The organism is Facklamia sp. P13055 (assembly GCF_050409445.1).
Classification (GTDB): Bacteria; Bacillota; Bacilli; order Lactobacillales; family Aerococcaceae; genus Facklamia.
Genome location: NZ_JBNUPL010000012.1, coordinates 22,762 through 44,875, shown reverse-complemented (window position 1 = coordinate 44,875; position 22,114 = coordinate 22,762). Strand labels below are relative to the sequence as shown.

Sequence of the window (22,114 nt, the reverse complement as noted above, 5' to 3'; positions counted from 1 at the left end):
TTTTAAATTTATTATACCATCTTTCTGCTTAGTTTTTATATCCCGTCTTATTTTATTTTTTTTTACGATATTTAGCCATCAATTCAGCGAAGATATCTGCAGAAGCAGGTGGGCTATAGGTAATGGTATTAGCACCTACTTCAAGAGTCTCTAAGATGCTGGGGCCTGTTGGACCTCCTGTAGCTATGATAGGTACAACGTCACCCACTTGTTGACGAATTTCTGCCACTAACTGAGCGGTTCTAGCACCTCCAGAAACATTTAACATATTAGCCCCTGCATTTAATTTCCCAATATCATCATCATGCTCACTTGAAACAGTTGCCACTACAGGAACATCAACCACCTGGGCAATCTGACGGATTAGCTCATTTTCCATTGGTGAATTAACGACTACTCCAAAGACTCTCGCTTGCTCAGATTGAAAGGCTAGTTGAATACTGCGCTCGCCACTGGTCGTTCCTCCTCCTTCTCCAGTAAAAACTGGTACGGATGAGACATTAATCAATGACTGATTAATAGCCATTTGTGGTGTGAAAGGATAAACTGACATAACAGCATGGGCATTTGAGTTTCGAATAAGGGCCACATCTGGCGAAAATAATAAACTCTTCATTCGATGACCAAAAATCCGAATTCCAGAAGCTTAATAGATTTCGTCCGGCATCTCAACTAAGCGATGGCGTAATTTAGATGAAAATTCCGGAACTTGTTTTGATACTTGCGCCTCCAGCTCTTTGATGACAACCCGACTGTTATTTTCACTATCTATCTCTGTTTGAATGGATTCGTAAGAATAGCCTCGCCCTTTATAATGGGCCATGAAGTCCTCTTTATTAAACTTATCCTCTGCCATATAAAATCTCCAATTCCTTTTAATATCCTTTATTCTAAACAATCCTTAACTAAAAGCTAGAAAAATATAAAGAACCAAGCAAAAGCTCGGTTCGTTTTTTTACTTAATCATGGCAAAAAGACCATTCAATTGATAGTCACTGCCTTCTTTGCGCGCAGAGTGAAGCTCGGAAGATAGATAAGTAGAACGCCTATCTACCATTATTCTTTCTTGAGGGATCCCCAAATCTTGAATTAACTTCATGTTAGCATCAGTCATACTCAATTGATACTTGCCCTCTTTTTGACCTGGTTTTATATATAAAGCATGATTATCCCACTCGGCAAAAGCTTGATAGACTTCCTCGCCCACTTCATAATGATCTTGGTCAATGGAAGGACCAATATAGACCCAAAGATCTTCTAATTTACAAGCAAATTTCTCTTGCATCTTTTTAACAGCCAATTGACTGATTTTTTGTACCGTGCTTCTCCAGCCTGAATGAACAATTGCAAAAACTTTTTGGTTGGCATCAAAAATAATGACAGGAGTACAGTCCGCAAACTTTATCATTAAAACTTGCTGAGGTTGATTAGTTAACAAACCATCCGATTGAGGCACTATATGCCCAATTGCAAACGGATTGCTAATTTCTTCTTGAGGAAATGCAACCTTGGGACCATGAACTTGTTCTCCAGTATAGAAACTTTGGAAGTCAAAACCTCCTTTTTCAAGCGCTTTTGTAATTTGTTGGCTTACCGCTGCTTCACCTATTTTAGCGACTCTAAAATTATATTCTGCTCCTGCTAAAAATACTTGTAGACCCATTTTTTCGAATGGCTGAAAAAAATTATTCATTAATTTTTTCCTCCTGAACATTGATATCATAATGATTACGAATGACCTCTGCAAAACATTGTGTCATACTGGCAGTAAAGCCCCATAGATACTCTCCACTAGGTAAATTATAAAACGGAATTTTACGTTTTACCACTCTAAATTGATAAGATGCACCATGAGCCATTAAGTGGAAGGGGAAATCTTCCCCTACTTCCGTCAATACAGATGCATCGTAATAAGTTGGATTATTATTTAAGACATAGTCTAAGGGAAGGGTAAACAAATAAGCGACTTCTTTGGCATTCGGACTTATATTATCAAAAGTAATATCTTTAATCAAAGCTACATAAGAATGAATCATTGTTGCATCATGAATCAATCCATCTAACTCTCCAATAACTTCTATGTGTTTACGACTGATATTTAATTCTTCCATCGTTTCCCTAACTGCCGCTGCTTCAAAAGTTTCACCCACTTCCACCTTTCCTCCCGGAAAAGAAGTATCGCCCGGCTGAGAAATTAAGGAGCTTCTTACTTCATAAAGGAGGTGCCATTCATTTTCTCTTTGAATAAGAGGAATTAAAACAGCATAATGTGTCTTATCTTTAAATTGATTCGGCCGATAATTAGCAAGCGATTGTCTAATCTGTTCTTCTTCACGTTTCAACTTCTTCCCCCCTCTAAAGTATTTTCATAAATTATAGCACTTTTTATCTCGTTTTCGAAATAAAAGAGATGGGATAGTTCATTATATTCCAAAAAAAGATTGTCAGCACTATAAAATTTTGTTATTATTCTTATGTTGCACCCTGTGCAAAGAATAACTGTAGATTAGCAAATAATTTACGGCAGAAAGGAAGTATACACATGAAAGCAGGCATTCATCCAGAATATCATCCAGTTGTGTTTATGGATACTTCGACAGGTTATAAATTTTTATCAGGATCAACTAAGTCTTCTTCAGAGACAGTTGAATGGGAAGATGGAAACACTTACCCTTTAATCCGGATTGAAATTTCATCTGATTCACATCCATTCTATACTGGACGTCAGAAATTTACACAAGCCGATGGACGCGTCGACAAGTTCAACAAAAAGTTCGGATTTGTGGACAAAAACGCAAAAAAAGAAGACTAATTTTAAACAGCTCAAAAAGCCGACCCAGGTGCTTAAAAGCGCTCCGGTCGGTTTTTATTTGCATTTGTTTTTAGAGACTCATTGATGACTTTCTATTGTTTTGAAAAGGCCTTGCATCTCTTTAAATAATTTAATAAGATTTATTATTATAATGATTTAAAATATTGTTATAGGAGGAATAATTAATAGTAGTATGGAATCAAATGGAAAGAATAAAAAAAGTTTTGTACAGCGTTCACTAGATTGGGTGGAAAAAGTCGGTAATAAGATGCCGCACCCAGTAGTAATTTTTATCATCTTGTCGGCTATCACTATTTTAATCTCTGACTTGGTTTACCGCTCAGGCGTTTCAGTAGAGTTCTTTGATGCGAAAGCAGATGAAACCAGTACTATAGCAGCCGTCTCACTCTTAAACAGTGATGGCTTACGCTATATATTTGAATCGGCGGTTTCAAACTTTACTAGCTTTGCTCCTTTAGGAACTGTTCTCGTCACCATGTTGGGTGTTGGAATTGCAGAATGGTCAGGCTTAATCGGCTCTGCCTTGACTAAGTTAATCATGAAGGTACCTAATTCACTCTTAACCATGGTGATTGTTTTTGCCGGTATTATCTCAAATATTGCCTCTGATGCTGGTTACGTAGTGGTTGTGCCACTTGGCGCTATTATGTTTGCTGGTGCTAAGCGTCACCCAATTGCTGGTCTAGCTGCTGCCTTTGCTGGGGTATCGGGCGGATTTTCAGCCAACCTTATGTTTGGACCAACTGATGCCTTATTAGGAGGGATCACTAACGTCGCTTTAAATGCCAGTGGCATTGATTATGAAGTTTCCATTAGTGGTAACTGGTATTTCTTAATCGTCTCTACTGTTTTCTTAACCATTATTGGTACTTTAATAACCGAAAAAATTGTTGAACCACATCTTGGTTCATACCATGGCGACTTTGATAAACATGAAACTAGCGAGCTATCCCTTAAGGAAGAAAAAGGTCTAAAGAATGCCGGGATCGCATTGTTAGTTTCATTAGTCGCGGCTTTTCTACTAATGAACCCTTGGTTTGGTCCCTTCCAATCAATCGACCCTGAGACCGGTCTAAAGACTTTACAACCCTTTATGAATACCGGCTTAATATTTATGGTTTTCTTATTATTTGGTATACCAGGCTATGTATATGGTCGTACAACTGGCAAAATTCAAAATTCTAACGACTTCGTGGAATCAATGATTGAGGCTATGCGATCAATGGCAGGTTTCATCGTAATGGCTTTCTTTGCTTCCCAACTGATTGCTTACTTTACCGAGTCTAATTTGGGAATTATTTTAGCTTCAACAGGTGCAGATTTCTTAAAAAGTCAAAAGATTTCAGGAATTCCTTTAATCCTTGCTTTTATTTTCTTTGCAGCTTTTATCAACTTGTTTATTGGTTCAGCTTCTGCCAAGTGGGCAATCTTAGCTCCTATCTTTGTTCCAATGTTTATTGCCATTAACTTGTCCCCAGAGATGACCCAAATGGCTTATCGTGTGGCTGATTCATCCACTAATATTATTTCACCATTGATGAACTATTTTGCAATGATTCTTGTGTTTATGCAACGATATGATAAGAAGAGTGGAATTGGGACCCTTATTTCAACTATGCTACCATACTCTATTGCTTTCTTAATCTTCTGGTCAATCTTATTAATTGTATGGTACAGTCTCAACCTTCCATTAGGACCTGGCGCACCCGTACAAGTTTCAATGATTCAACCTCTATTAGGGCTTTTATAAGATTTCATATAGTCAAAACAGGTGTTTCTTAATTGCTACAAAAACAATCCTACCTAATCAGCGTATAGGTGGGATTGTTTTTTGCTTGTTTTCTTATTCACATAATCTATCTATCTATTCATTTTTTTGATAAAATAATCATATTCTATTGTGCTTAGGAGAATTCCATGAAAAATCTTTATAAATTGATCTTTACTTTACTGCTTATTTCCATAAGTTTAATTTTAACTCATCCTTCCATATTAGCTAAACAAGAGTATACGATTGGAACTTCCGGTCAGACCAAACCACTCAACTATTTTGATGATAAGGGTCAATTAGTAGGAATTGAAATTGAAATCCTGCAAGAAATTGATCGACGTAATGAAGATATTGAGTTCAAATTTGAAATTACTGAGTTTTCTTCCCTCTTCGCAGGACTGGATTCTGGTCAGTTCGATCTAGTCGCCAATAATTTGGGTGAAAATCCCGAACGACGTGAAAAATTTTTATTTTCCCTCTACCCATATGTCATCACTCACAATGTATTAATTACAGCTAATGATAGTAGGGAAGGCCTCACCATTGAACAAATGGCAGGCAAATCTTTTGGTGTCGTTCCTTCTTCCCCACAATCTATCTACCTAGAAGCTTGGAATGAGACTCACCCTGATAAGGCAGTTGTTATCCAATATGCAGAGTCTGACCCAGCCTCTTTAATACGTGATGTTTATAACGGTCGAATCGACGCGACTATTTACGCCACAACCTATCTAAAGGATGTTGAGGATACTTACGGCATCCAATTAAAAATGCATCCGATAGCTAACGAAGAAGAAATTAGAATTCCTGGCTCTTATTTTATTTTCCGCAAAGATGAAGTTGAATTGCGGCAAGTGGTTGATCGAACCCTACAAGCTATGCGACAAGATGGTAGTCTGAGTGAAATTTCACTGAAATATTTAGGTCAAGATGATACTCTGCTAAATGAAACAATTATTCAGCGCAATCAGAGCTTTGAATCCCAAAGACTTAAAGAACAAACAAACAGTCAACTTATTTCATTAAATGCCATTAAAATCGCTTTCCCACGGATTCTTGAAAAACTTCCGATTACCTTATTAATTACTCTTATTGCTGGGATAATCGGCTTAATACTTGGATTTATTTTAGCTATCATCAAACTCAAAAAGATCAAAGGTCTAAGAGGGTTCGTCAATCTTTTTGTTTCTTTTATGCGTGGAACCCCCTTGCTTGTTCAGCTATTTCTTGCTTATTACGGCTTACCCATCTTTCTACAATGGCTTAATCGATCAATTGGTACTGATTGGGATGTGAATCAAGTCCCTGCCATTCTTTACGCTTTCTTAGCCATGGGACTAAATGAATCTGCCTATAACTCTGAAACGATTCGCTCAGCCATTCTTTCTGTCGATCATAAGGAGATTGAAGCTGCCTATTCTATTGGCTTAAATGCTAGTCAAACCATGTGGAGAATTATCTTACCTTCAGCTATGATTAATGCCATACCTAACCTAGGAAACAGTCTTATTCGCTTATTAAAAGGGACATCCCTAGCCTTTACCATTACGGTCGTTGATATGATGGGACAAGCCAAAATAACTGCTGGCTCTAATTTACGCTTTTTTGAAGCTTATATTGCTATTTCATTGATATACTGGCTCTTATGCATTCTATTAGAATGGTTGATTAAAAAACTGGAAAGCTATTACCAAGTGGGCTGATTTTTAGAAAGGAACTTAAAATGTTAGAACTAAATCATTGGTCAAAGTCATTTCAAAATAAAAAAGCTATTCAAGATATCCATTTAAAAGTTGAGGCTGGACAAGTCCTGACTATTATCGGACCCTCTGGATCGGGCAAATCGACTCTACTACGAACAATTAACTTTATTGAACCTGCTGACGAGGGAACTATTCGTTTGGATCAGTTAACACTGAATGTTGAAACGGTCTCTCAAACTGATGTTCTTAACCTCCGTAGACAAACAGCTATGGTATTTCAAAATTATGCATTGTTTTCTAAAAAGACTGCGCTGGAGAATGTGATGGAACATCTTTTAATGGTGAAAAAACTTTCTAAATCTCAAGCAAAGGAAAGGGCCATCCCCTTCCTACAGCAAGTTGGTATGGGGGACCATCTAGATGACTACCCTCACCAGCTATCAGGCGGACAACAGCAAAGAGTTGGAATTGCTAGGGCTTTAGCGATTGAACCCAAAGTTATCCTATTAGATGAACCCACTTCTGCTTTGGACCCTGAACTGGTTGGAGGCGTTTTAGACCTTATTCAAAAAATTGCCCACCAGCATATGTCCTTAATCCTTGTAACTCACGAAATGAAATTTGCCCAACAAGTATCAGACCGAGTCGTATTTTTAGACAAAGGTATCCTTTTAGAAGAAGGAAACAGCTACGATGTTTTTAATAATCCACGACATCAACGAACACAAGCTTTTATTGAAAGTATTTCCTAAATAAATAACGCTCTCTTTGATGGATTAATCCCCATCAAAGAGAGTGCTGTTTTAATTTCTTTTTTTAATTCTAAGATTAATGAGTAGCGCCACCAACAGCTTTGATATCTTCTTTTTCATTATACTCAACAATCGCTTCAATTGCTTTTTCAATTCCCTTAGCAATATCCTTCAATGACATTGAAGGAACGTTTGGCTTATCAACCACTTGTTGGGTCATAAAAGGAATATGCATAAAGCCTGCTTTAGTATTCGGCATCTCTTTTGCCGCAAAATAAAGTGACTGATACATAATATGATTACAAACGAAAGTCCCAGCAGTATTCGAAACGCTTGCGGGTAGACCGGCTTTACGAATAGCTTCTACCATTGCTTTAACCGGTAAGCTAGCAAAATACGCAGGTTCTCCGTCTTTTTGAATAGAAACGTCAATCGGTTGATTGCCTTCATTATCTGGGATACGCGCATCATCTTGGTTAATGGCCACACGCTCAGGTGTTAACTCCGCACGCCCCCCTGCTTGACCGATGTTTAAAATAACATCCGGTTTTACTTCCAAGGCTTTTTCACGAACAACTTCCGCTGATTTATGAAAAACAGTCGGTATTTCTAATTTTATGATTTCTGCTCCTGCAATCTCATCAGGCAACATTCTTACTGCTTCAATGGCTGGATTTACGTCTTCGCCACCAAAGGGATCAAAGCCTGTTACTAAAATTTTCATCAAATTCCTCCCTATTCACTTCTATTTTACAATTAAAAAGCAAAGAAATACATTAATACAATATGGACTACAATCATTACCACTGCAACTGGAATCTGCTGTTTAATGACGCCATACTCATTCTTCATTTGTAATAGAGCTGCTGGCAAAGCATTAAAATTTCCAGCCATCGGCGTTATCAAAGTTCCACAATAACCAGCAGTCATGGCTAAGGCTCCTGCCACAAAAGGATCTGCCCCTAAGGCAAATACAAAAGGTATTCCTATTCCTGCAGTAATAACGGTGAAGGCTGCGAAAGCATTGCCCATAATGGCAGTGAAGATTACCATTCCCATTACGTAAGCAACCACTCCAAAGAAACGGCTATCAGCAGGAACGACGCCACCAATCAAACTGGCAATGACATCACCAACACCTGCCGCTGTAAAGACTGCTCCTAAAGCGGCTAGTAGCTGAGGTAAAATACCTGTAGTAGAAACTTGTTGTACCATTCGACTATTTTCATCAAGAAACTCATAGGGTTTAGCTTTTGAAACGATGAACACTATAACGGTGGCTAAAACTGCACCCATTGCGATCCCGACTACATTAAAGCTTTGAATCGTAAATCCAATAATTAAAGCCACTATCCCAAGTGTTAATACAGGGATAAAGATTTTATTACCGACTCTTTCAGAACGAGCTTCTGCTTTATCTTCATCAACTATTGGTAAAGTTCCCACTTTAACTTGTTTAAAGAGTGATAAAGCACCCATGACACAGATGATAATTCCGATAATCATAGGGGGGATAAATTGTCCACCTAAAAAAGTGAGACCAGATAAACCCCAAAACATGGCTGTTCCAACTCGATTAGGATTCGTTTCGTCTGTAAAAGCTCGCCATGCCGTGTGGAGAAGTTGCAAACCAATAAGAATAAAAGTGATTTCCAAAAGCATTGGCACATAAGGTTCAAGTGCGGCATTTAAGCTTTCAAGGAAAGTTATCGCTAGAAACCCAGCATAATTACTTAAGAGTTGCATTATTTAACCTCCCCTTTATGATGACGTCTAATTTTGACATCCAATAATAAGTTGTAAACGACTACTACAATTAAAGCAATGATAGCAATTGGCATTGAAGCAACGGCTACATTAGCCGTCGTTCCTTCATAACCTAACTCTTTTAAAGTCCCAGCAATCAAGAGGACTCCAGCTGAACCTATGAAAGTATTTTGTCCAAAAAAGTTTCCGAAGTTCTCATTAGCCGCCGCACGCCCTTTAATCAATTCGGTTTCTTCTTCATTAAGATCGTCGCCTACTTTTAACTTAGTTGCTGCTTCACCCATTGGGTAGATTAATGGACGCACAAATTGTGGGTGTCCTCCCAAACGAATTGATAAAAATCCTGCAATTATACGAATCAACATATAAAGAGAGTATAGCCAACCAGTGGTTAACCCCTTTAGTTTTCCAATCAGTTTAACAGCTTGCTGTTTCAAACCATAAGCTTCTGATAATCCAATCATTGGTAAAGATAAAAAGAATAAAGATACAACTCGCTGTTTAGTATAAGTTTCTCCCAAAATTGTGAAAAATTCAGCCAGGGAAATCCCTGAAACTAAAGCTGTAGCTAATCCTGCCAGTATAACAGTTGCTAAGGTATCTAGCTTAAAATAAAAACCAAGAACGATAATAATAATTCCAATTAATTTAATCCATTCCATAAGTAACCTCCTTTTTTATGTTAGATTCTAATAGTACCATAGAGCTAACTCTATAACAAGTTCGTTTTATTATTATAATCTTTTGCTAATATGGATAGTTTATTTATTGAAAAAGAAGGCTTCAAAACGAGCCTTCTTTTTTTTATTTTAACTCCGCTTGTTGGATCTGCGCTTTGAGGTTTTGATCTTGGGAATAGTCTAAAGTGGTTTTTGTTTTATTGACTAGTTTGACTGGAATGGTTTCTGTCTGTAATTCGTGGCCATTATAATTAGCCTTTAAGCTCACTTCAAAAATTTGACCAACAAAGCCTGACAATTGAATCTGATTCTGTGAATACTCCTGACCATCAATATTAAATGAAATTACTTGAAAAGGTAGATCAAGTCTTACTCCTAATAGAGCTTTATCCACCATTAAAGTGTTAGTCACTGGTACTAAGGACAGCTTATGTCGGAGTGTTTCTAATTGACTATAATCTAAATCAAACCAAACCTCTTCGGTTTTTCCTTGATAAGTATATTGAATCATCACATTTTGTATTCGAGGCTCAATTAAAATGCCTCCTTTTGAGTTAATAGACTGAGTAGTTTGGTCTTCACTCAATATTTTTAGGTCACGATATTCATTAGAAAGAGAGAGTTGGACTGGTAAGGGATAAAGATTAATCGCATATTTAGGAAATATCAACAGAAAGCTTCCCGTTTTTTCTGTTTTCGCCAACTTACTTCCTTGCCATTCAATACCTGTTGATAAATTACCATTTAGCAATAATTGTGGAAAATCAATATCAGCTTCTTGATAATGTTCAATTGTTCGTTTGACATCTAAATCTGTCCAGGGCGCTTCAGTAATAGGTGTTTTTACTACCGCTGCTGCCTTTAAATAATCTTTCTTTTTAATAGCCTTAGTGAATTGCTCTTCAACTGCTGCTTTAGAAAAATTTAAGCGATAAATCATGACAAAACTAATTACTCCTAAAAAAATCAGGCTAAAACCAACAAGCTTTTTCCAATCAAAGCCTTCTCGCTTAGTTAGTACCCTGTGGTCTTTATGATCTAATTGTGTAGTCTCAGATTTATTATCCTCCTGGTCTGTTGACAAGTTTCTTTCATCTTGTCCATGATATAAATCCATTCTACTTTGGGACAGGACAGAAACTTTTGGACTCTTTTCATTTTCTAATAGATTTACTCTTCCATCAAAGGATGCACTATCATTTTCTTTATATAAATGATCATTGTTTAACGGCAAGCCACACTCTGAGCAATATTTAGCATCTGGCAGATTTTCATAACCACAATTCAAACATTTCATAAGTATTCTCCTTCTTACTATATTCAACCATATCTATAAGAAATATATATTTTTCTCAAAAAAGAACCCCTCACTTAGTAAGGGTATTTCTTATTTATTTACTTGAAAGTTTGGATAACTGTGCAAAAAAGTCTTGATTATTATCTGTCTGACGCATCAATTGTATTAATTGTTCGGTATATTCTAAACCGTTAGAAGTCATTAAATTGCGCAAGTCCCAGATTTGACTTAAATAGTTTTCCTCAATTAATAATTCTTCTTTACGGGTAGAAGATTTTTTAATATCAATAGCTGGGAAGATACGTCTTTGGCCTAATTCTCTGGACAAATGAAGTTCCATATTGCCCGTGCCTTTAAACTCTTCATAAATAATGTCATCCATTCTTGATCCAGTATCTACTAGAGCAGTAGCTAAAATCGTTAAAGACCCGCCATTTTCAATGTTTCTAGCTGAACCAAAGAACCGCTTAGGAAAATAAAAAGCTGCAGGATCGAATCCTCCGCTCAATGTTCTTCCACTCGGTCGCACCACCAAATTATAAGCTCGTGCTAACCGTGTGATTGAATCCAAAAGGACAACAACATCTTGTCCATCTTCCACCAAGCGACGTGCATGAGAAAGTAGTAAATCTGCCAAACGCACATGGTTTTGCGGTCTTTCATCAAAAGTTGATGAAACAACCTCTGCCTTGACTGAACGCTCAATATCAGTTACCTCCTCAGGACGCTCATCAATTAAGAGAATAAAGAGTTTACTATCAGGATAATTACTGGCAATCCCTCGTGCTATCTCTTTTATAATAGTTGTTTTACCAGCCTTAGGTGGTGCAACAATCAATCCCCTTTGACCGAACCCAATTGGTGCAATCACATCAATCAGGCGGTTTGATAAAACATTTTGTTTATATTCCAATTTTATCTGCCGGTCTGGATAAATGGGTGTTAGACTGGCAAAAGCATCTCGATTAAGCGTTTCTTCAGGATCTCTCCCATTGACGCTCGATATCTGCATCAAACCATAATAACGTTCTGAGTCCTTAGGCGGTCGAGCAGGTCCTCCTACTCGATCACCATTTCTCAAGGAAAACCGGCGGATTTGTGAATCTGAAATATAAACATCTTCCCTACTAGGAGAGAAATTAATCGGACGAATAAAGGCTAGGCCTTCATCATTAGGAATATCTAAGATACCTTCCACTTGGAAAAAACCTTGCTTTTCCTTTTGTGTTCGCATCACAGCTAAAGCTAATTCTTTTTTAGACAGTTGACTAAAATCAGGGATTTTTAATTCCCTAGCATAAGCATATAAGTCTTTTACTTCTTTATTTAATAAATTCTCTAAGGAAAATGCATCACTCACTGGGTACTTCCTTTCTATTCATCCTCAACCATTTGGATATCAGCTCCGACTTCTTGCAGTTTTTCAACAATATTTGAATAACCTCTTAAGATATTATCAACACCTGTAATCTCTGTTTGACCCTCTGCCATTAAACCAGCAATAACTAAACAGGCTCCTGCTCTTAAGTCACTGGCACGAACTGGAGCACCAGTCAATTTAGCCGGGCCCTCCACACGAATAATATCGCCATCCACCTTAATATTAGCTCCCATACGATTTAATTCAGGAATATGCTTAACTCTTTGAGGGTATATGGTATCCGTAATCGTTCCCTTTCCATTTGCTTTAATTAATACAGAAGTTAATGGCTGCTGTAGATCCGTTGCAAATCCTGGATAAGGTTGAGTTTTTAATGAAACCATTTTTAAATCATCCGAGCGATGAACGAGAATACTATCTTCTCCAATTTCCATCTTAGCACCCATCTCATTTAGTTTGGCGATAAAACTTTCAATATGCTCAAAAATTACATTATTAATTTTAATTTCATTTCCCATTGCTACTGCAACTGAAATATAGGTTCCTGCCTCAATTCGATCGGGAATAATTGTATGAGTGGTTCCTTTTAGACGGTCGACACCTTCGATTCGTATAACTGAAGTTCCAGCTCCACGAATTTTTGCCCCCATTTTATTTAATAGAGTCACTAAATCAATAATTTCTGGTTCACGTGCGGCATTCTCAATAATCGTCTTCCCCTCAGCTCTAACTGAGGCTAAAATAGTGTTGATAGTTGCTCCAACTGAAACCACGTCCATATAGATTCGGTTTCCATTAAGCCCTTCGGGAGTTGAGAGGGTAATTACCCCGTATTCATCCTCAACCACCGCACCCAAAGCTCGGAAGGCTTTTACGTGCTGATCAATGGGACGAGGTCCTAAAAAACAACCTCCTGGTAACCCTATTACGCCCTCCCCAAATTTTGATAAGGTTGCTCCCATAAAGTAATAAGAAGCTCGCAAACTCTGAATTTTACCTGTTGGCATAGGGATTGACTGCATATGAGAAGGGTCAATTTTTAATATATTATTTTCAAAAGAAGTCTTGACGTGGAACTCATCCAAAATTTCAAGTAGAGAGTGGACATCTTGAATATCTGGCACTCCTTCTAAGATAACCTCCGAATCGGCTAAAATGGCTGCTGGAATTAAGGCAACGGTAGAATTTTTTGCTCCATTAATATTAATTTCACCATTTAGTGCTTTGCCTCCACGGATGATCAATTTTTTCATAGATAATGACTCCTTTTTATCAAGATTAGTCGTTATTTCGACATTTTCGTATAATTTTTTTCTAATTCTTTTTCAATAGCGGCTTGAATACTAGCTAAGCCTTGCCACTGCTGAGGATCTCTTAACCCTGCAGCATTTATCATATTAATAATTTGCTGATGAACTTCCTTAGCTTCAATTTTTAGACGATGTTTTAACCAAGCATCATCTACATAGATTAATTCATGGGCCACAATATTTCTCGCGTATTTTTCAATATGTCGCATTTGAACAGCTAACTTTAAAATTTTCGGGTCTTTTACATAGTCTTCTACTAACTTTAATAAGTGACTAGAAGAAACATAGTGCGAATAATTAAAATGTTTCCCATAGTAGCGTTCCCAAGTTCTATTAATTTTGCCATTTTTATCAGCTTCGATTAAAGACTGGTTCCACTGTAAACCGCGATAAATAGGGATCCCTTCATCAGTTTCTTTCATTACCTCAACCAAATAACGTTCAAGGTCGGGGAATACCGTGTTTTCTAAAGTTAGCCTTAATACATCTACCAATAAAGGTGTAATTGCTCTTAAATAATCATCATATTCTTTAATTTCCAATTTAATGGCTAAGCCTTGAATATAAGAATAGACACGACGCTCTAAAAGACTAGGCTTTGTAAGATAGTCCATTTCAACTTGCCCAGATAATTCTTCGATCGTTTTCAAATCTGTATGAATATAAGCATGACCTAATTGCAAAAGTTTAGATAATTCTTGACTTTCCCAAGAAGGATTGTCTTCTAAAAATTTGAGCATTGTTTGATAATGCTGATGATAAAGTAACTGTTTCAGCAAAGCAAATTGAGTCTGATTATTGTGAATACTATTATGTGACAATGAATCCACATCCTAATTTCTTATAATATAGGCGTATTTTATCATATTGAAGCTTAAATTTCGAACGAAGCAGCAAATTGTCATCAAATCGTGATAGCATTAAAATAGATTTTTTAACTTAGCTAACTACAATTATCTTATCTGGAATAAAAAGGAGACCCATTCAAATGAACCGGTCTCTCTAACTTTTTTATTTTTAGTCTTCTTCTAATTCTTCTAAATCATCGTCCTCTTCGTCAAAATCTTCATCTTCATCGAGGTCGATTTCTTCGTCACCTAATTCAGATAAATCCGTTGCATACTCATTCAGCTCTTCATCTTCATCTGGCTCATCTTCCTCAACGTCAGCAACTAGGATTTCGATTGGTTCATCTTCTTCGTCCTCTTCGTCTTCTTCATCTTCGTCTTCATCATAAACATACCCATCATCGCTATCTTCAGGGTCATCATCATTGTAATCAATCATATCTTCTTCATTGTCAGCGAAAGCATTCACTTTTCCTGACTTCTTCTTACGGCGTTTTGAAGCTTCTTCTTCAGAAGAGGTAATGATTTCCTCATCAATTTCATCCACTGCGTACCATGATCTTAATCCCCAACGGTTGTCACCTACTGAGATAAAACGCCCATCAATATTTAAATCTGTATAAAAGCGAATCATTTTGGCTTCAATAAACTCATCTGAAACTTTTAGATAACTTTGTATATCTAAAAGCAGTTGAGTAAAATCAATAGCCTCACCATTTTCTTCTAAAATAGCATATGCCACTTCAATTAACGATAATTCTTCCTTTATTTGGCCTTCAAATTTCTTTAATTCCATTTTTATCCTCCTTAAAATTCTCACTAGGAATTGCTAATTTATGATGTAAATTTCAATTGATAGAAATAATCACCTAGTGATTGATCGTTCGTATGCATTTGATAGTGAATTTGTATCATTTGACCGTCAGCTGTCTTACTATAGTCAATTCTATCCGTTTTGATTTCTAATAATAAGATACCTTGATCACTTTCATATAGAGTGGTGGTTGCATGATTTATATTAAAAACTAAAGTCTGCTTTCCTTGATCTACCTTCACTTTGTTAATCTTTTGTTTTGAATCATCCAGTTGCCATTTTACTTCAATTTTTCTTTCTAATTGATCATGATAAATTAGTTTTTGATAGGTAGAAAGAATATAAGTATGACCTTGACAGGAGTGCTCCCATCGGTCTGAATGTTTCGTTTGTGCATAATTTATTTTTTGCTCGACATAAACATCGACTGCTTGTTTTTCCATCTTTCTCCTCTCATCCTTATGTCGTCACTGATACACCAGGACGGACTCGAACCATCATCTTTCGCTTAGGAGGCGAGTGCTCTATCCAGCTGAGCTACTGGTGCTTAATTGATTAATAAGTAGTTTTACTTTAAAGCTTTCATGTTATTATAAAACAAAATTTGCTATAATCAAAGTGTTAATAGCCTTTAAAATTTAACAATTTGAGGAGTATTCGTCAATGACTGATTCAAATCTATTATCTATTCTATCACAACATAAATGGTTAGTTTTTCAAGAACAAGAAAACCCACTGAAAGATCAAAGAGATGTAGCCTTAGCTTATCAAGATAGTTTTCTTAGATATCTCCAACAAAAAAATGACCTTCAAAAAAAAGATAAAGCTTATGGTATTTTTCATTTTTATCCTATTTTTAAACCGAGTGTCTTCTTAGGAGCTAAAGATAAACTTTTAAAAAACTTACCCAAGGGTGTTAGCTATTTAAAAGAAGCAGGCTATCAAGTATCTGTAAGACCACATGGTGGATTGGGAGTGGTTGAAGATGCAGGCATCCTAAATTTTGCAATTGTAACAGACAATCGTTCAATCAACTTATCAATTGATCAAGCTTTTAGCTTTTCCATTGCAGTAATTCAAGCGACTTTAAATCATTACGGTTTAACAGTAGAGGCTTATGAAATTGCTGATTCTTACTGTCCAGGTAAATATGATGTGGTCATTAACCAAAAAAAGGTAGGTGGAATTGCACAGCGTCGCTATAAAGATGCTGTTACTACTGCTGCTTATATTGGTGTCAATGGTAACCAATTTGCTCGTGGCCAACTAATGAAGCAATTTTACTCACTTAGTCAATCCGATCAACGCTTTCCTACTATTGAACCTCGTTCTATGTCAACGCTATCTGAAATTCTTGGCCAAGATCTTTCCTTATCTGATTATCAAAAACATTTTATAAACTACCTCTCTCAAAAAACAGCGATTGATCAAGGAAATTATAAAGACCCTGAATTAATTTCTATCTATCAACCGCTATTTGAAAAAGCCTATCAACGTAGTCAAAAAATTCAACCACTAACATAGAAAAGTCTAAAGGAGTGAAATAGGTGTCTGAATTCCAAAATATTATTGCCAATCAAAAACTTGAACGTGAAAAAGTTTTCCGTGATCCTGTTCATGATTATATTCATATTCGTGACCGTATCATCATTGATTTAATTGACACCAGAGAGTTTCAACGCTTGCGCCGCATCAAACAATTAGGAACTTCTTCTTATACTTTTCACGGTGCAGAACACTCTCGTTTTAACCATTCGCTAGGTGTTTACGAAATTACCCGTCGCATTATCAGCCAATTTGACCGTAATTATCGCTCTAAAACGGATGGCGATGGGTTATGGAATAATGATGAACGAATGGTTGCTATTTGCGCAGCCCTTTTACATGATATTGGACATGGTCCTTTCTCACATACTTTTGAAGCTATTTTTAATACTGACCATGAGGCCTTAACTCAATTAATTATCACTTCTAAGCAAACGGAAGTTAACCAAGTTTTAAGAAGATTAGGTGATGACTTCCCTGAAAAGGTAGCGTCCGTCATCAATAAAACCTATCCTAATCAACAAGTTGTTCAATTAATCTCCAGTCAAATTGATGCCGACCGTATGGATTATTTAAGAAGAGATGCCTTTTATGCAGGGGTATCCTATGGTGAATTTGACTTAACTCGCATTTCGCGTGTCATCCGACCGTTTGATAAAAGAATCGTTTTTGATTTTTCTGGTATGCATGCGGTAGAAGATTATATTATGAGTCGCTATCAAATGTATATGCAAGTTTATTTCCACCCAGTTTCTAGAGGAATGGAACAAGTCCTCAAGGGACTTTTAGCTCGTGCTAAAGATTGTTATCTTGAACGTGACAACTGTCAAAAAATTGAGGCTCCTATCCACTTACTCGAACCTTTTTTAAAAAACAATTGGACCCTTGATGATTATCTCAAGTTAGATGATCATATAATGAACGCTTATTTTATCCAATGGGCAGATGAAAAAGATCCCATTCTTGCTGATTTGGCCTACCGTTTTATTAATCGTAAGCCTTTTAAATCAGTCATTACAAATGACAATGAAAGAGAAGAGCTACGTACTGCCATCTTCAATGAATTAAGTAAAGTCGGATTTGACCCTAACTATTATATTAATGAAGATTCCAGCTTTGACCTTCCTTACGATTATTATCGACCTTATCACTCAAGTCAAAAAGTACAAATTGACTTAGTCACTAAAACCAATCAAGTTGTCGAACTTTCTCAAGTTTCAAGTTTAGTTCATTCCTTAACAGGTCAAGTCAGAGGAGACCATCGTATTTTCTTTCCTAGAGAGTTTATTGCTGATTTATACAATTTGCCTCAAGAAAGTCTCACTGATAGTCAAAAGAAAATTTTAGATGCTTATACCAATGAACGCCACGATGTTACCCACAATATTCAAGAACGCTTATTCTAGAAAGGAAATCTATGAAAAAAGAAAAATCATGTGGAGCAGTTATCTACTATAAAGATAATCAAGACTTTCTTTTTCTCCTCATCCAACATGAAAATGGTGGCCACTGGGCATTTCCTAAAGGACATATTGAAAAAGGTGAAACGGAAGAAGAAACAGCCCTTCGAGAAATTAAAGAGGAAACAGGTCTCGAAGTTGAATTGAATAATCAATTCAGAGAGACTACTCTCTTTTCTCCTAAAAAAGATGTTATGAAAGAAGTCGTCTATTTTATAGCAAAGACAAACTCAAATAAAGTCACTCGTCAATTAGAAGAAGTGAGTCAATTCATATGGCTTCCTTACCAAGAAGCTCTAGATAAAATTACTTATTCGAATGATAAAGACTTATTAGTCAAAGCTCAGAACTTTCTTCATTAAGAAAACCCATTAACCTATGAAGCGGTGAGATAAACACTGCTCATAGTTAATGGGTTAATCTTTTTTCATTTTAAATCTTTTCTTGGTCTTCTGACTTATTGAGAGTTTCATAGCTTTCGTCTGACTTTACCTCTTCTTCCAGAACGAGATCCCCTTCTAGATCTGTGTTAACAGCAACAACTTCTTCTGCTTCATCAGAAGGCTCAACTACTTCATAAGTTTCAACTTCCTCAAATTGGTTGGGCTCTGTTACCTCAAAATCCATTGGCTCGGCAACTTCAACTTCCTTTGTTTGTCTTGGGTCAATGTCTTTTGCTTCCTCTTTTACAAAGTCGGCTTTATGAGTGTCTTTTTCTTTTGATACCGACTCTTGATGAAGGACTTCACCTGTCCTAGGATCAAAATCCGACCTCGGAGCCACTTTATCAGTGACCTCAGGCTCAATAGTAGCTTGCGGTTTTTGACGCTTGTTCATTAGATAGTGATAGCCAAAATAAACAAACAAACATAAAACAGATAAGATAAGTATTCCTGCAAGAACCTTATCCCAATCGACTTGCATCCAACCATTGAATAAAGCAACAGCAATTATCACTAAGGCTGAAGCCCCAATATGACTCGCTAACTTTTGACCAAAAGTTAGTGATTTTGTGTAATAGATTAGGAACAATAGACCTAAAATAATTCCTAAAATTACAATGGATAAGAAAGTATAAATTTGAGGTCCTCCCAAACTGGTTAATAATCCATAAGTTAGTAAAGTAACTAATAAACCATATTGCACAAATGATCCGGCACGCTTGAACATTGAAATTCCTCCTCTATGTCTGTACTGATGGTTCAATTATACCATATTTGAGACAATAAGCCGTCTAAACGAATTGTATTTTTATACAGTCGAAAAACAATGCTCAACATGTCGTATCACTATTATTACCAAGCAGGTTGATCCGAACCCTTTGAAACTTCTTCTATTTTTTTAGCTGTTTGTTCACTTTGATAAAGTTCTACAATTTTTAAAAATAGTGGGTTTTTACTATCTTCCTTACGACTAGCAATAATATTTTTATATGAATCTGGTAGCTTTTCAATATCCGCCGCATCGTTAAAAATAACGAGATCTTCTTCGAGTTCTGCATCATTGGCAAAATTATTATTAATAACCGCAGCTGCTACATCGGGTAAAGCCGACACTAATTGTGCAGCATCTAATTCTTCAAACTTTAAATTCAATTCATTTTTGGTGATATCACTTACTTCAGCTAACACACCCGCTTCATCATCCACTTCAATCACGCCTGCTTGTTCAAGAGCTAGTAAAGCACGCCCCCCATTTGTCGCATCATTTGGAATAGCAATCTTATCTCCTTCTTTTAATTGATCGAGAGAATCAATTTTTTCAGAGTAAACTTTCAAAGGTGCAACATATGTATAACCTATCGATACTAAATCTCCGTCATTAGCTTGGTTCCAATCATTTAAAAACTCAACATGCTGGAAGGCATTTAAATCAATCGATCCATCAGACAAAGATATATTTGGCTGAACATAGTCATTGAATAGAACCAGTTTGATTTTTATTCCTTCCTCCTCTTCTGCGATATCAGCAACACTTTGCCAAACATCTTCTTCATATTCTGAAGCGACACCCACTGAAACACTCTGACCTGAAAAATCTTCTTTATCTTCAGCGAAGACATTATTGAGAGTAACCCCCCCTAATAAAGAACCCACTAATAATACTTTTAAAAATTTTTTCATCATAATTCTCCTTTTCTAATACTTTCTTTTATGTTTTTCTGCCTTTCGAATCAACCAATTAAATAGCAATTGACTGATCAAAACAATTAATAAAATCAATAAGGTTGCTACTATGACAACGTCAAAACGACTTCTTTGATAGCCTCTAGCGATCGCAACGGTTCCTAAGCCACCTCCAGCTACTACACCCGCCATAGCTGTCAAGCCAATAACATTAATAACAGTCGAAGCAGATACTCTTAATAAAGATCCTAAGCCCTCTCGAATATAGACACGCCATATGATGTCCCACGGTGAAGACCCCATGGCCTGAGCCGCTTCAACAATCCCTTCATCTACCTCTAACAAAGCAATCTCCACCTGCCTAGCAAAGAAGGGAATCGTTCCTACAATGATAGGAATGGCAGCCGCCGTCGGGCCAATGGAAGTATTTACAAGCATACGTGTAAAAGGGACTAATAAAGCCAAAAGAATAATAAAAGGAATGGATCTAAAAATATTAATAAAACTGTCTAAGACTTGATAAATCCATTGGTTTTTTAAAATACCTTTTGGTCCTGTTACAACAATAACTACGCCAAGCATTAAACCTAATAAACCTGCAAAAAGGATGGTCAGTATCAGCATATATAAGGTTTCGATAGTTGCAACAATAAATTCGTCGAGAATGGGCCAAGCATTGGGTAACCATTTTTCTAAAAAAGATGATAAATTGGGGAATTGGTCATTAATAAAGGAATATACATTTACTTCTAATTCATCCACTTAACACCCTCCCTATCGGTTAAAATCTCGACATTTACTTTATGTTTTTCCAGAAAGACTAAAGCTCGTTCCCAATCTTGCGACTTTGATTCAACCGTGACAACAAGATTACCTACAAATGATCCTCTTAAAGCTTCAATATTACCATATAAAATATTACAATGTACCTGATAGTCTCTGGCTAACTGTGCAATAAAGGGCTCCGTCACCTCTTGACCGACAAAGGATAAGCGAGCGATGAAATAATCTTCTGAAGAGTTAGCTCCTCGCATTTCTTTAAGCACTAATTCATAGTCCCAATCAAAGTGGGTAGCCATATTTATAAACTCTTGCGTCAATGGGTTTTGAGGTTGGGTAAACATTTCGACAATGCCATTCTCTTCAATCACTTGCCCTTCAGCCATTACAGCCACTCGATGACAGAGGTTTTTAACAACATTCATATCGTGAGTAATCATTATAATCGATAAGCCCAATTCTTGATTTAACTGCCTTAGCAAATCAAGAATAGAATGTGTGGTTTTAGGATCCAAAGCAGAGGTTGCCTCGTCACACAATAAAATTGAAGGGTCTGTAGCTAAGGCTCTAGCAATCGCTACTCTTTGCTTCTGCCCACCTGATAACTGTTCAGGATAGGCTTGAGCTTTATCTAATATGCCAACCATTTCTAACAAAGCAGACACTTTCGCTTCTTTTTCAGCAGTAGATAATTTTAAATCTTTAAGTGGGAAAGCAACATTCTCTGCCACCGTTCTTGAATTCATCAAATTAAAGTGCTGAAAGATCATCCCTATCTTCTTGCGAGATTTTCTCAATTCAGACGCTGACAGTTGCATCAAATCAACTCCATTTATTATCACTTGCCCGCTAGAAGGTCTTTGTAAAAGATTGATTGTTCGAACTAAAGTGGATTTGCCGGCACCAGAATAACCCACAATGCCAAAGATTTCCCCCGCTTGTATCTGTAAGCTTACACCTGAAACCGCTTGGATTTTTTTATTTTCTTTTTCAAAAGTGACAGATACATTTTTTAATTCAATCAAGTATTCACTCCTTTCAATAAAA

At 36.7% G+C, this 22,114-nt stretch carries 23 protein-coding genes, 1 tRNA gene and 1 pseudogene; 7 read left to right on the top strand and 18 right to left on the bottom strand.

Annotation, left to right across the window (positions count from 1 at the left end; genetic code table 11):
* Window positions 1-52: 52 nt before the first annotated feature.
* The 4 genes from ACQV2O_RS05975 to ACQV2O_RS05960 all read right to left on the bottom strand — a co-directional run bounded on the left by ACQV2O_RS05975 (window position 53) and on the right by ACQV2O_RS05960 (window position 2,342).
* The gene (locus tag ACQV2O_RS05975) at window positions 53-616 is read right to left on the bottom strand and encodes a hydrolase (protein WP_428875242.1); all 564 of its coding nucleotides are present in this window, start codon (window positions 614-616) and stop codon (window positions 53-55) included.
* Between the two features lie 30 nt (window positions 617-646).
* On the bottom strand, window positions 647-856 hold the full coding sequence (locus ACQV2O_RS05970) for a hypothetical protein (RefSeq protein WP_428875241.1): 210 nt from the start codon (window positions 854-856) through the stop codon (window positions 647-649).
* Between the two features lie 99 nt (window positions 857-955).
* Complete coding sequence (gene pgeF, locus ACQV2O_RS05965) at window positions 956-1,693, bottom strand: peptidoglycan editing factor PgeF (protein ID WP_428875240.1); 738 nt, start codon at window positions 1,691-1,693, stop codon at window positions 956-958.
* Window positions 1,686-2,342, bottom strand: a complete 657-nt coding sequence (locus tag ACQV2O_RS05960) for an NUDIX hydrolase (protein WP_428875239.1) — start codon at window positions 2,340-2,342, stop codon at window positions 1,686-1,688. Before ACQV2O_RS05960 ends, pgeF begins: the two co-directional genes overlap by 8 nt.
* Before the next feature lie 200 nt (window positions 2,343-2,542).
* Here ACQV2O_RS05960 and ACQV2O_RS05955 point away from each other — a divergent pair, with 200 nt between their 5' ends.
* The 4 genes from ACQV2O_RS05955 to ACQV2O_RS05940 all read left to right on the top strand — a co-directional run bounded on the left by ACQV2O_RS05955 (window position 2,543) and on the right by ACQV2O_RS05940 (window position 7,059).
* Window positions 2,543-2,812 (top strand): type B 50S ribosomal protein L31, encoded by a 270-nt coding sequence (locus ACQV2O_RS05955; protein ID WP_428873142.1) that lies wholly within the window; start codon window positions 2,543-2,545, stop codon window positions 2,810-2,812.
* Between the two features lie 193 nt (window positions 2,813-3,005).
* Window positions 3,006-4,583, top strand: a complete 1,578-nt coding sequence (locus tag ACQV2O_RS05950; protein ID WP_428875238.1) for an AbgT family transporter — start codon at window positions 3,006-3,008, stop codon at window positions 4,581-4,583.
* Between the two features lie 167 nt (window positions 4,584-4,750).
* Window positions 4,751-6,307, top strand: a complete 1,557-nt coding sequence (locus tag ACQV2O_RS05945) for an ABC transporter substrate-binding protein/permease (RefSeq protein ID WP_428873140.1) — start codon at window positions 4,751-4,753, stop codon at window positions 6,305-6,307.
* Between the two features lie 20 nt (window positions 6,308-6,327).
* A complete protein-coding gene (locus ACQV2O_RS05940) occupies window positions 6,328-7,059 on the top strand; it encodes an amino acid ABC transporter ATP-binding protein (protein ID WP_428875237.1) in 732 nt (243 codons plus the stop codon).
* A gap of 76 nt (window positions 7,060-7,135) precedes the next feature.
* On the opposite strand, the gene pcp is transcribed toward ACQV2O_RS05940, so the two are convergent.
* The 10 genes and pseudogenes from pcp to ACQV2O_RS05890 all read right to left on the bottom strand — a co-directional run bounded on the left by pcp (window position 7,136) and on the right by ACQV2O_RS05890 (window position 15,703).
* Window positions 7,136-7,783: a pyroglutamyl-peptidase I gene (gene pcp / locus ACQV2O_RS05935; RefSeq protein WP_428873138.1), complete on the bottom strand. Its 648-nt coding sequence runs from the start codon at window positions 7,781-7,783 to the stop codon at window positions 7,136-7,138.
* A 32-nt stretch (window positions 7,784-7,815) separates the two neighbouring features.
* A complete protein-coding gene (locus tag ACQV2O_RS05930; RefSeq protein WP_428873165.1) occupies window positions 7,816-8,721 on the bottom strand; it encodes a DUF979 domain-containing protein in 906 nt (301 codons plus the stop codon).
* Window positions 8,722-8,804: 83 nt separating this feature from the next.
* Complete coding sequence (locus tag ACQV2O_RS05925; RefSeq protein ID WP_428873137.1) at window positions 8,805-9,488, bottom strand: DUF969 domain-containing protein; 684 nt, start codon at window positions 9,486-9,488, stop codon at window positions 8,805-8,807.
* A 142-nt stretch (window positions 9,489-9,630) separates the two neighbouring features.
* Window positions 9,631-10,803 carry a zinc-ribbon domain-containing protein gene (locus ACQV2O_RS05920; protein WP_428875236.1) on the bottom strand — a complete coding sequence of 391 codons (1,173 nt, stop codon included), beginning with the start codon at window positions 10,801-10,803 and terminating at the stop codon, window positions 9,631-9,633.
* A gap of 94 nt (window positions 10,804-10,897) precedes the next feature.
* The gene (gene rho / locus ACQV2O_RS05915) at window positions 10,898-12,163 is read right to left on the bottom strand and encodes a transcription termination factor Rho (RefSeq protein ID WP_428873135.1); all 1,266 of its coding nucleotides are present in this window, start codon (window positions 12,161-12,163) and stop codon (window positions 10,898-10,900) included.
* Between the two features lie 14 nt (window positions 12,164-12,177).
* Window positions 12,178-13,437 (bottom strand): UDP-N-acetylglucosamine 1-carboxyvinyltransferase, encoded by a 1,260-nt coding sequence (locus ACQV2O_RS05910; RefSeq protein WP_428873134.1) that lies wholly within the window; start codon window positions 13,435-13,437, stop codon window positions 12,178-12,180.
* A gap of 32 nt (window positions 13,438-13,469) precedes the next feature.
* Complete coding sequence (locus ACQV2O_RS05905) at window positions 13,470-14,315, bottom strand: hypothetical protein (RefSeq protein ID WP_428873133.1); 846 nt, start codon at window positions 14,313-14,315, stop codon at window positions 13,470-13,472.
* A gap of 559 nt (window positions 14,316-14,874) precedes the next feature.
* A pseudogene (gene rpoE / locus ACQV2O_RS05900) lies at window positions 14,875-15,138 on the bottom strand (DNA-directed RNA polymerase subunit delta); the annotation flags it as partial.
* A 38-nt stretch (window positions 15,139-15,176) separates the two neighbouring features.
* Window positions 15,177-15,599 carry a DUF1934 domain-containing protein gene (locus ACQV2O_RS05895; RefSeq protein WP_428873132.1) on the bottom strand — a complete coding sequence of 141 codons (423 nt, stop codon included), beginning with the start codon at window positions 15,597-15,599 and terminating at the stop codon, window positions 15,177-15,179.
* Between the two features lie 31 nt (window positions 15,600-15,630).
* Window positions 15,631-15,703: transfer RNA gene (locus ACQV2O_RS05890), tRNA-Arg, on the bottom strand.
* A gap of 116 nt (window positions 15,704-15,819) precedes the next feature.
* On the opposite strand from ACQV2O_RS05890, the gene ACQV2O_RS05885 reads away from it, so the two are divergent.
* The 3 genes from ACQV2O_RS05885 to ACQV2O_RS05875 are packed head-to-tail and all read left to right on the top strand — an operon-like array spanning window position 15,820 to window position 18,523.
* Window positions 15,820-16,680: a lipoate--protein ligase family protein gene (locus tag ACQV2O_RS05885; RefSeq protein WP_428875235.1), complete on the top strand. Its 861-nt coding sequence runs from the start codon at window positions 15,820-15,822 to the stop codon at window positions 16,678-16,680.
* Window positions 16,681-16,703: 23 nt separating this feature from the next.
* Window positions 16,704-18,107, top strand: coding sequence for an HD domain-containing protein (locus tag ACQV2O_RS05880; RefSeq protein ID WP_428873130.1), 1,404 nt, complete (start codon window positions 16,704-16,706; stop codon window positions 18,105-18,107).
* A gap of 11 nt (window positions 18,108-18,118) precedes the next feature.
* Entirely contained in the window at window positions 18,119-18,523 is a 405-nt protein-coding gene (locus tag ACQV2O_RS05875) for a bis(5'-nucleosyl)-tetraphosphatase (RefSeq protein ID WP_428873129.1), read from the top strand.
* Between the two features lie 70 nt (window positions 18,524-18,593).
* On the opposite strand, the gene ACQV2O_RS05870 is transcribed toward ACQV2O_RS05875, so the two are convergent.
* The 4 genes from ACQV2O_RS05870 to ACQV2O_RS05855 all read right to left on the bottom strand — a co-directional run bounded on the left by ACQV2O_RS05870 (window position 18,594) and on the right by ACQV2O_RS05855 (window position 22,092).
* Window positions 18,594-19,331 carry a DUF3021 family protein gene (locus ACQV2O_RS05870; protein WP_428873128.1) on the bottom strand — a complete coding sequence of 246 codons (738 nt, stop codon included), beginning with the start codon at window positions 19,329-19,331 and terminating at the stop codon, window positions 18,594-18,596.
* 125 nt (window positions 19,332-19,456) lie between these two features.
* Window positions 19,457-20,284, bottom strand: coding sequence for a MetQ/NlpA family ABC transporter substrate-binding protein (locus tag ACQV2O_RS05865; protein WP_428873127.1), 828 nt, complete (start codon window positions 20,282-20,284; stop codon window positions 19,457-19,459).
* 15 nt (window positions 20,285-20,299) lie between these two features.
* A complete protein-coding gene (locus ACQV2O_RS05860; RefSeq protein WP_428873164.1) occupies window positions 20,300-21,016 on the bottom strand; it encodes a methionine ABC transporter permease in 717 nt (238 codons plus the stop codon).
* A gap of 20 nt (window positions 21,017-21,036) precedes the next feature.
* A complete protein-coding gene (locus ACQV2O_RS05855; protein WP_428873126.1) occupies window positions 21,037-22,092 on the bottom strand; it encodes a methionine ABC transporter ATP-binding protein in 1,056 nt (351 codons plus the stop codon).
* Window positions 22,093-22,114: the final 22 nt, after the last annotated feature.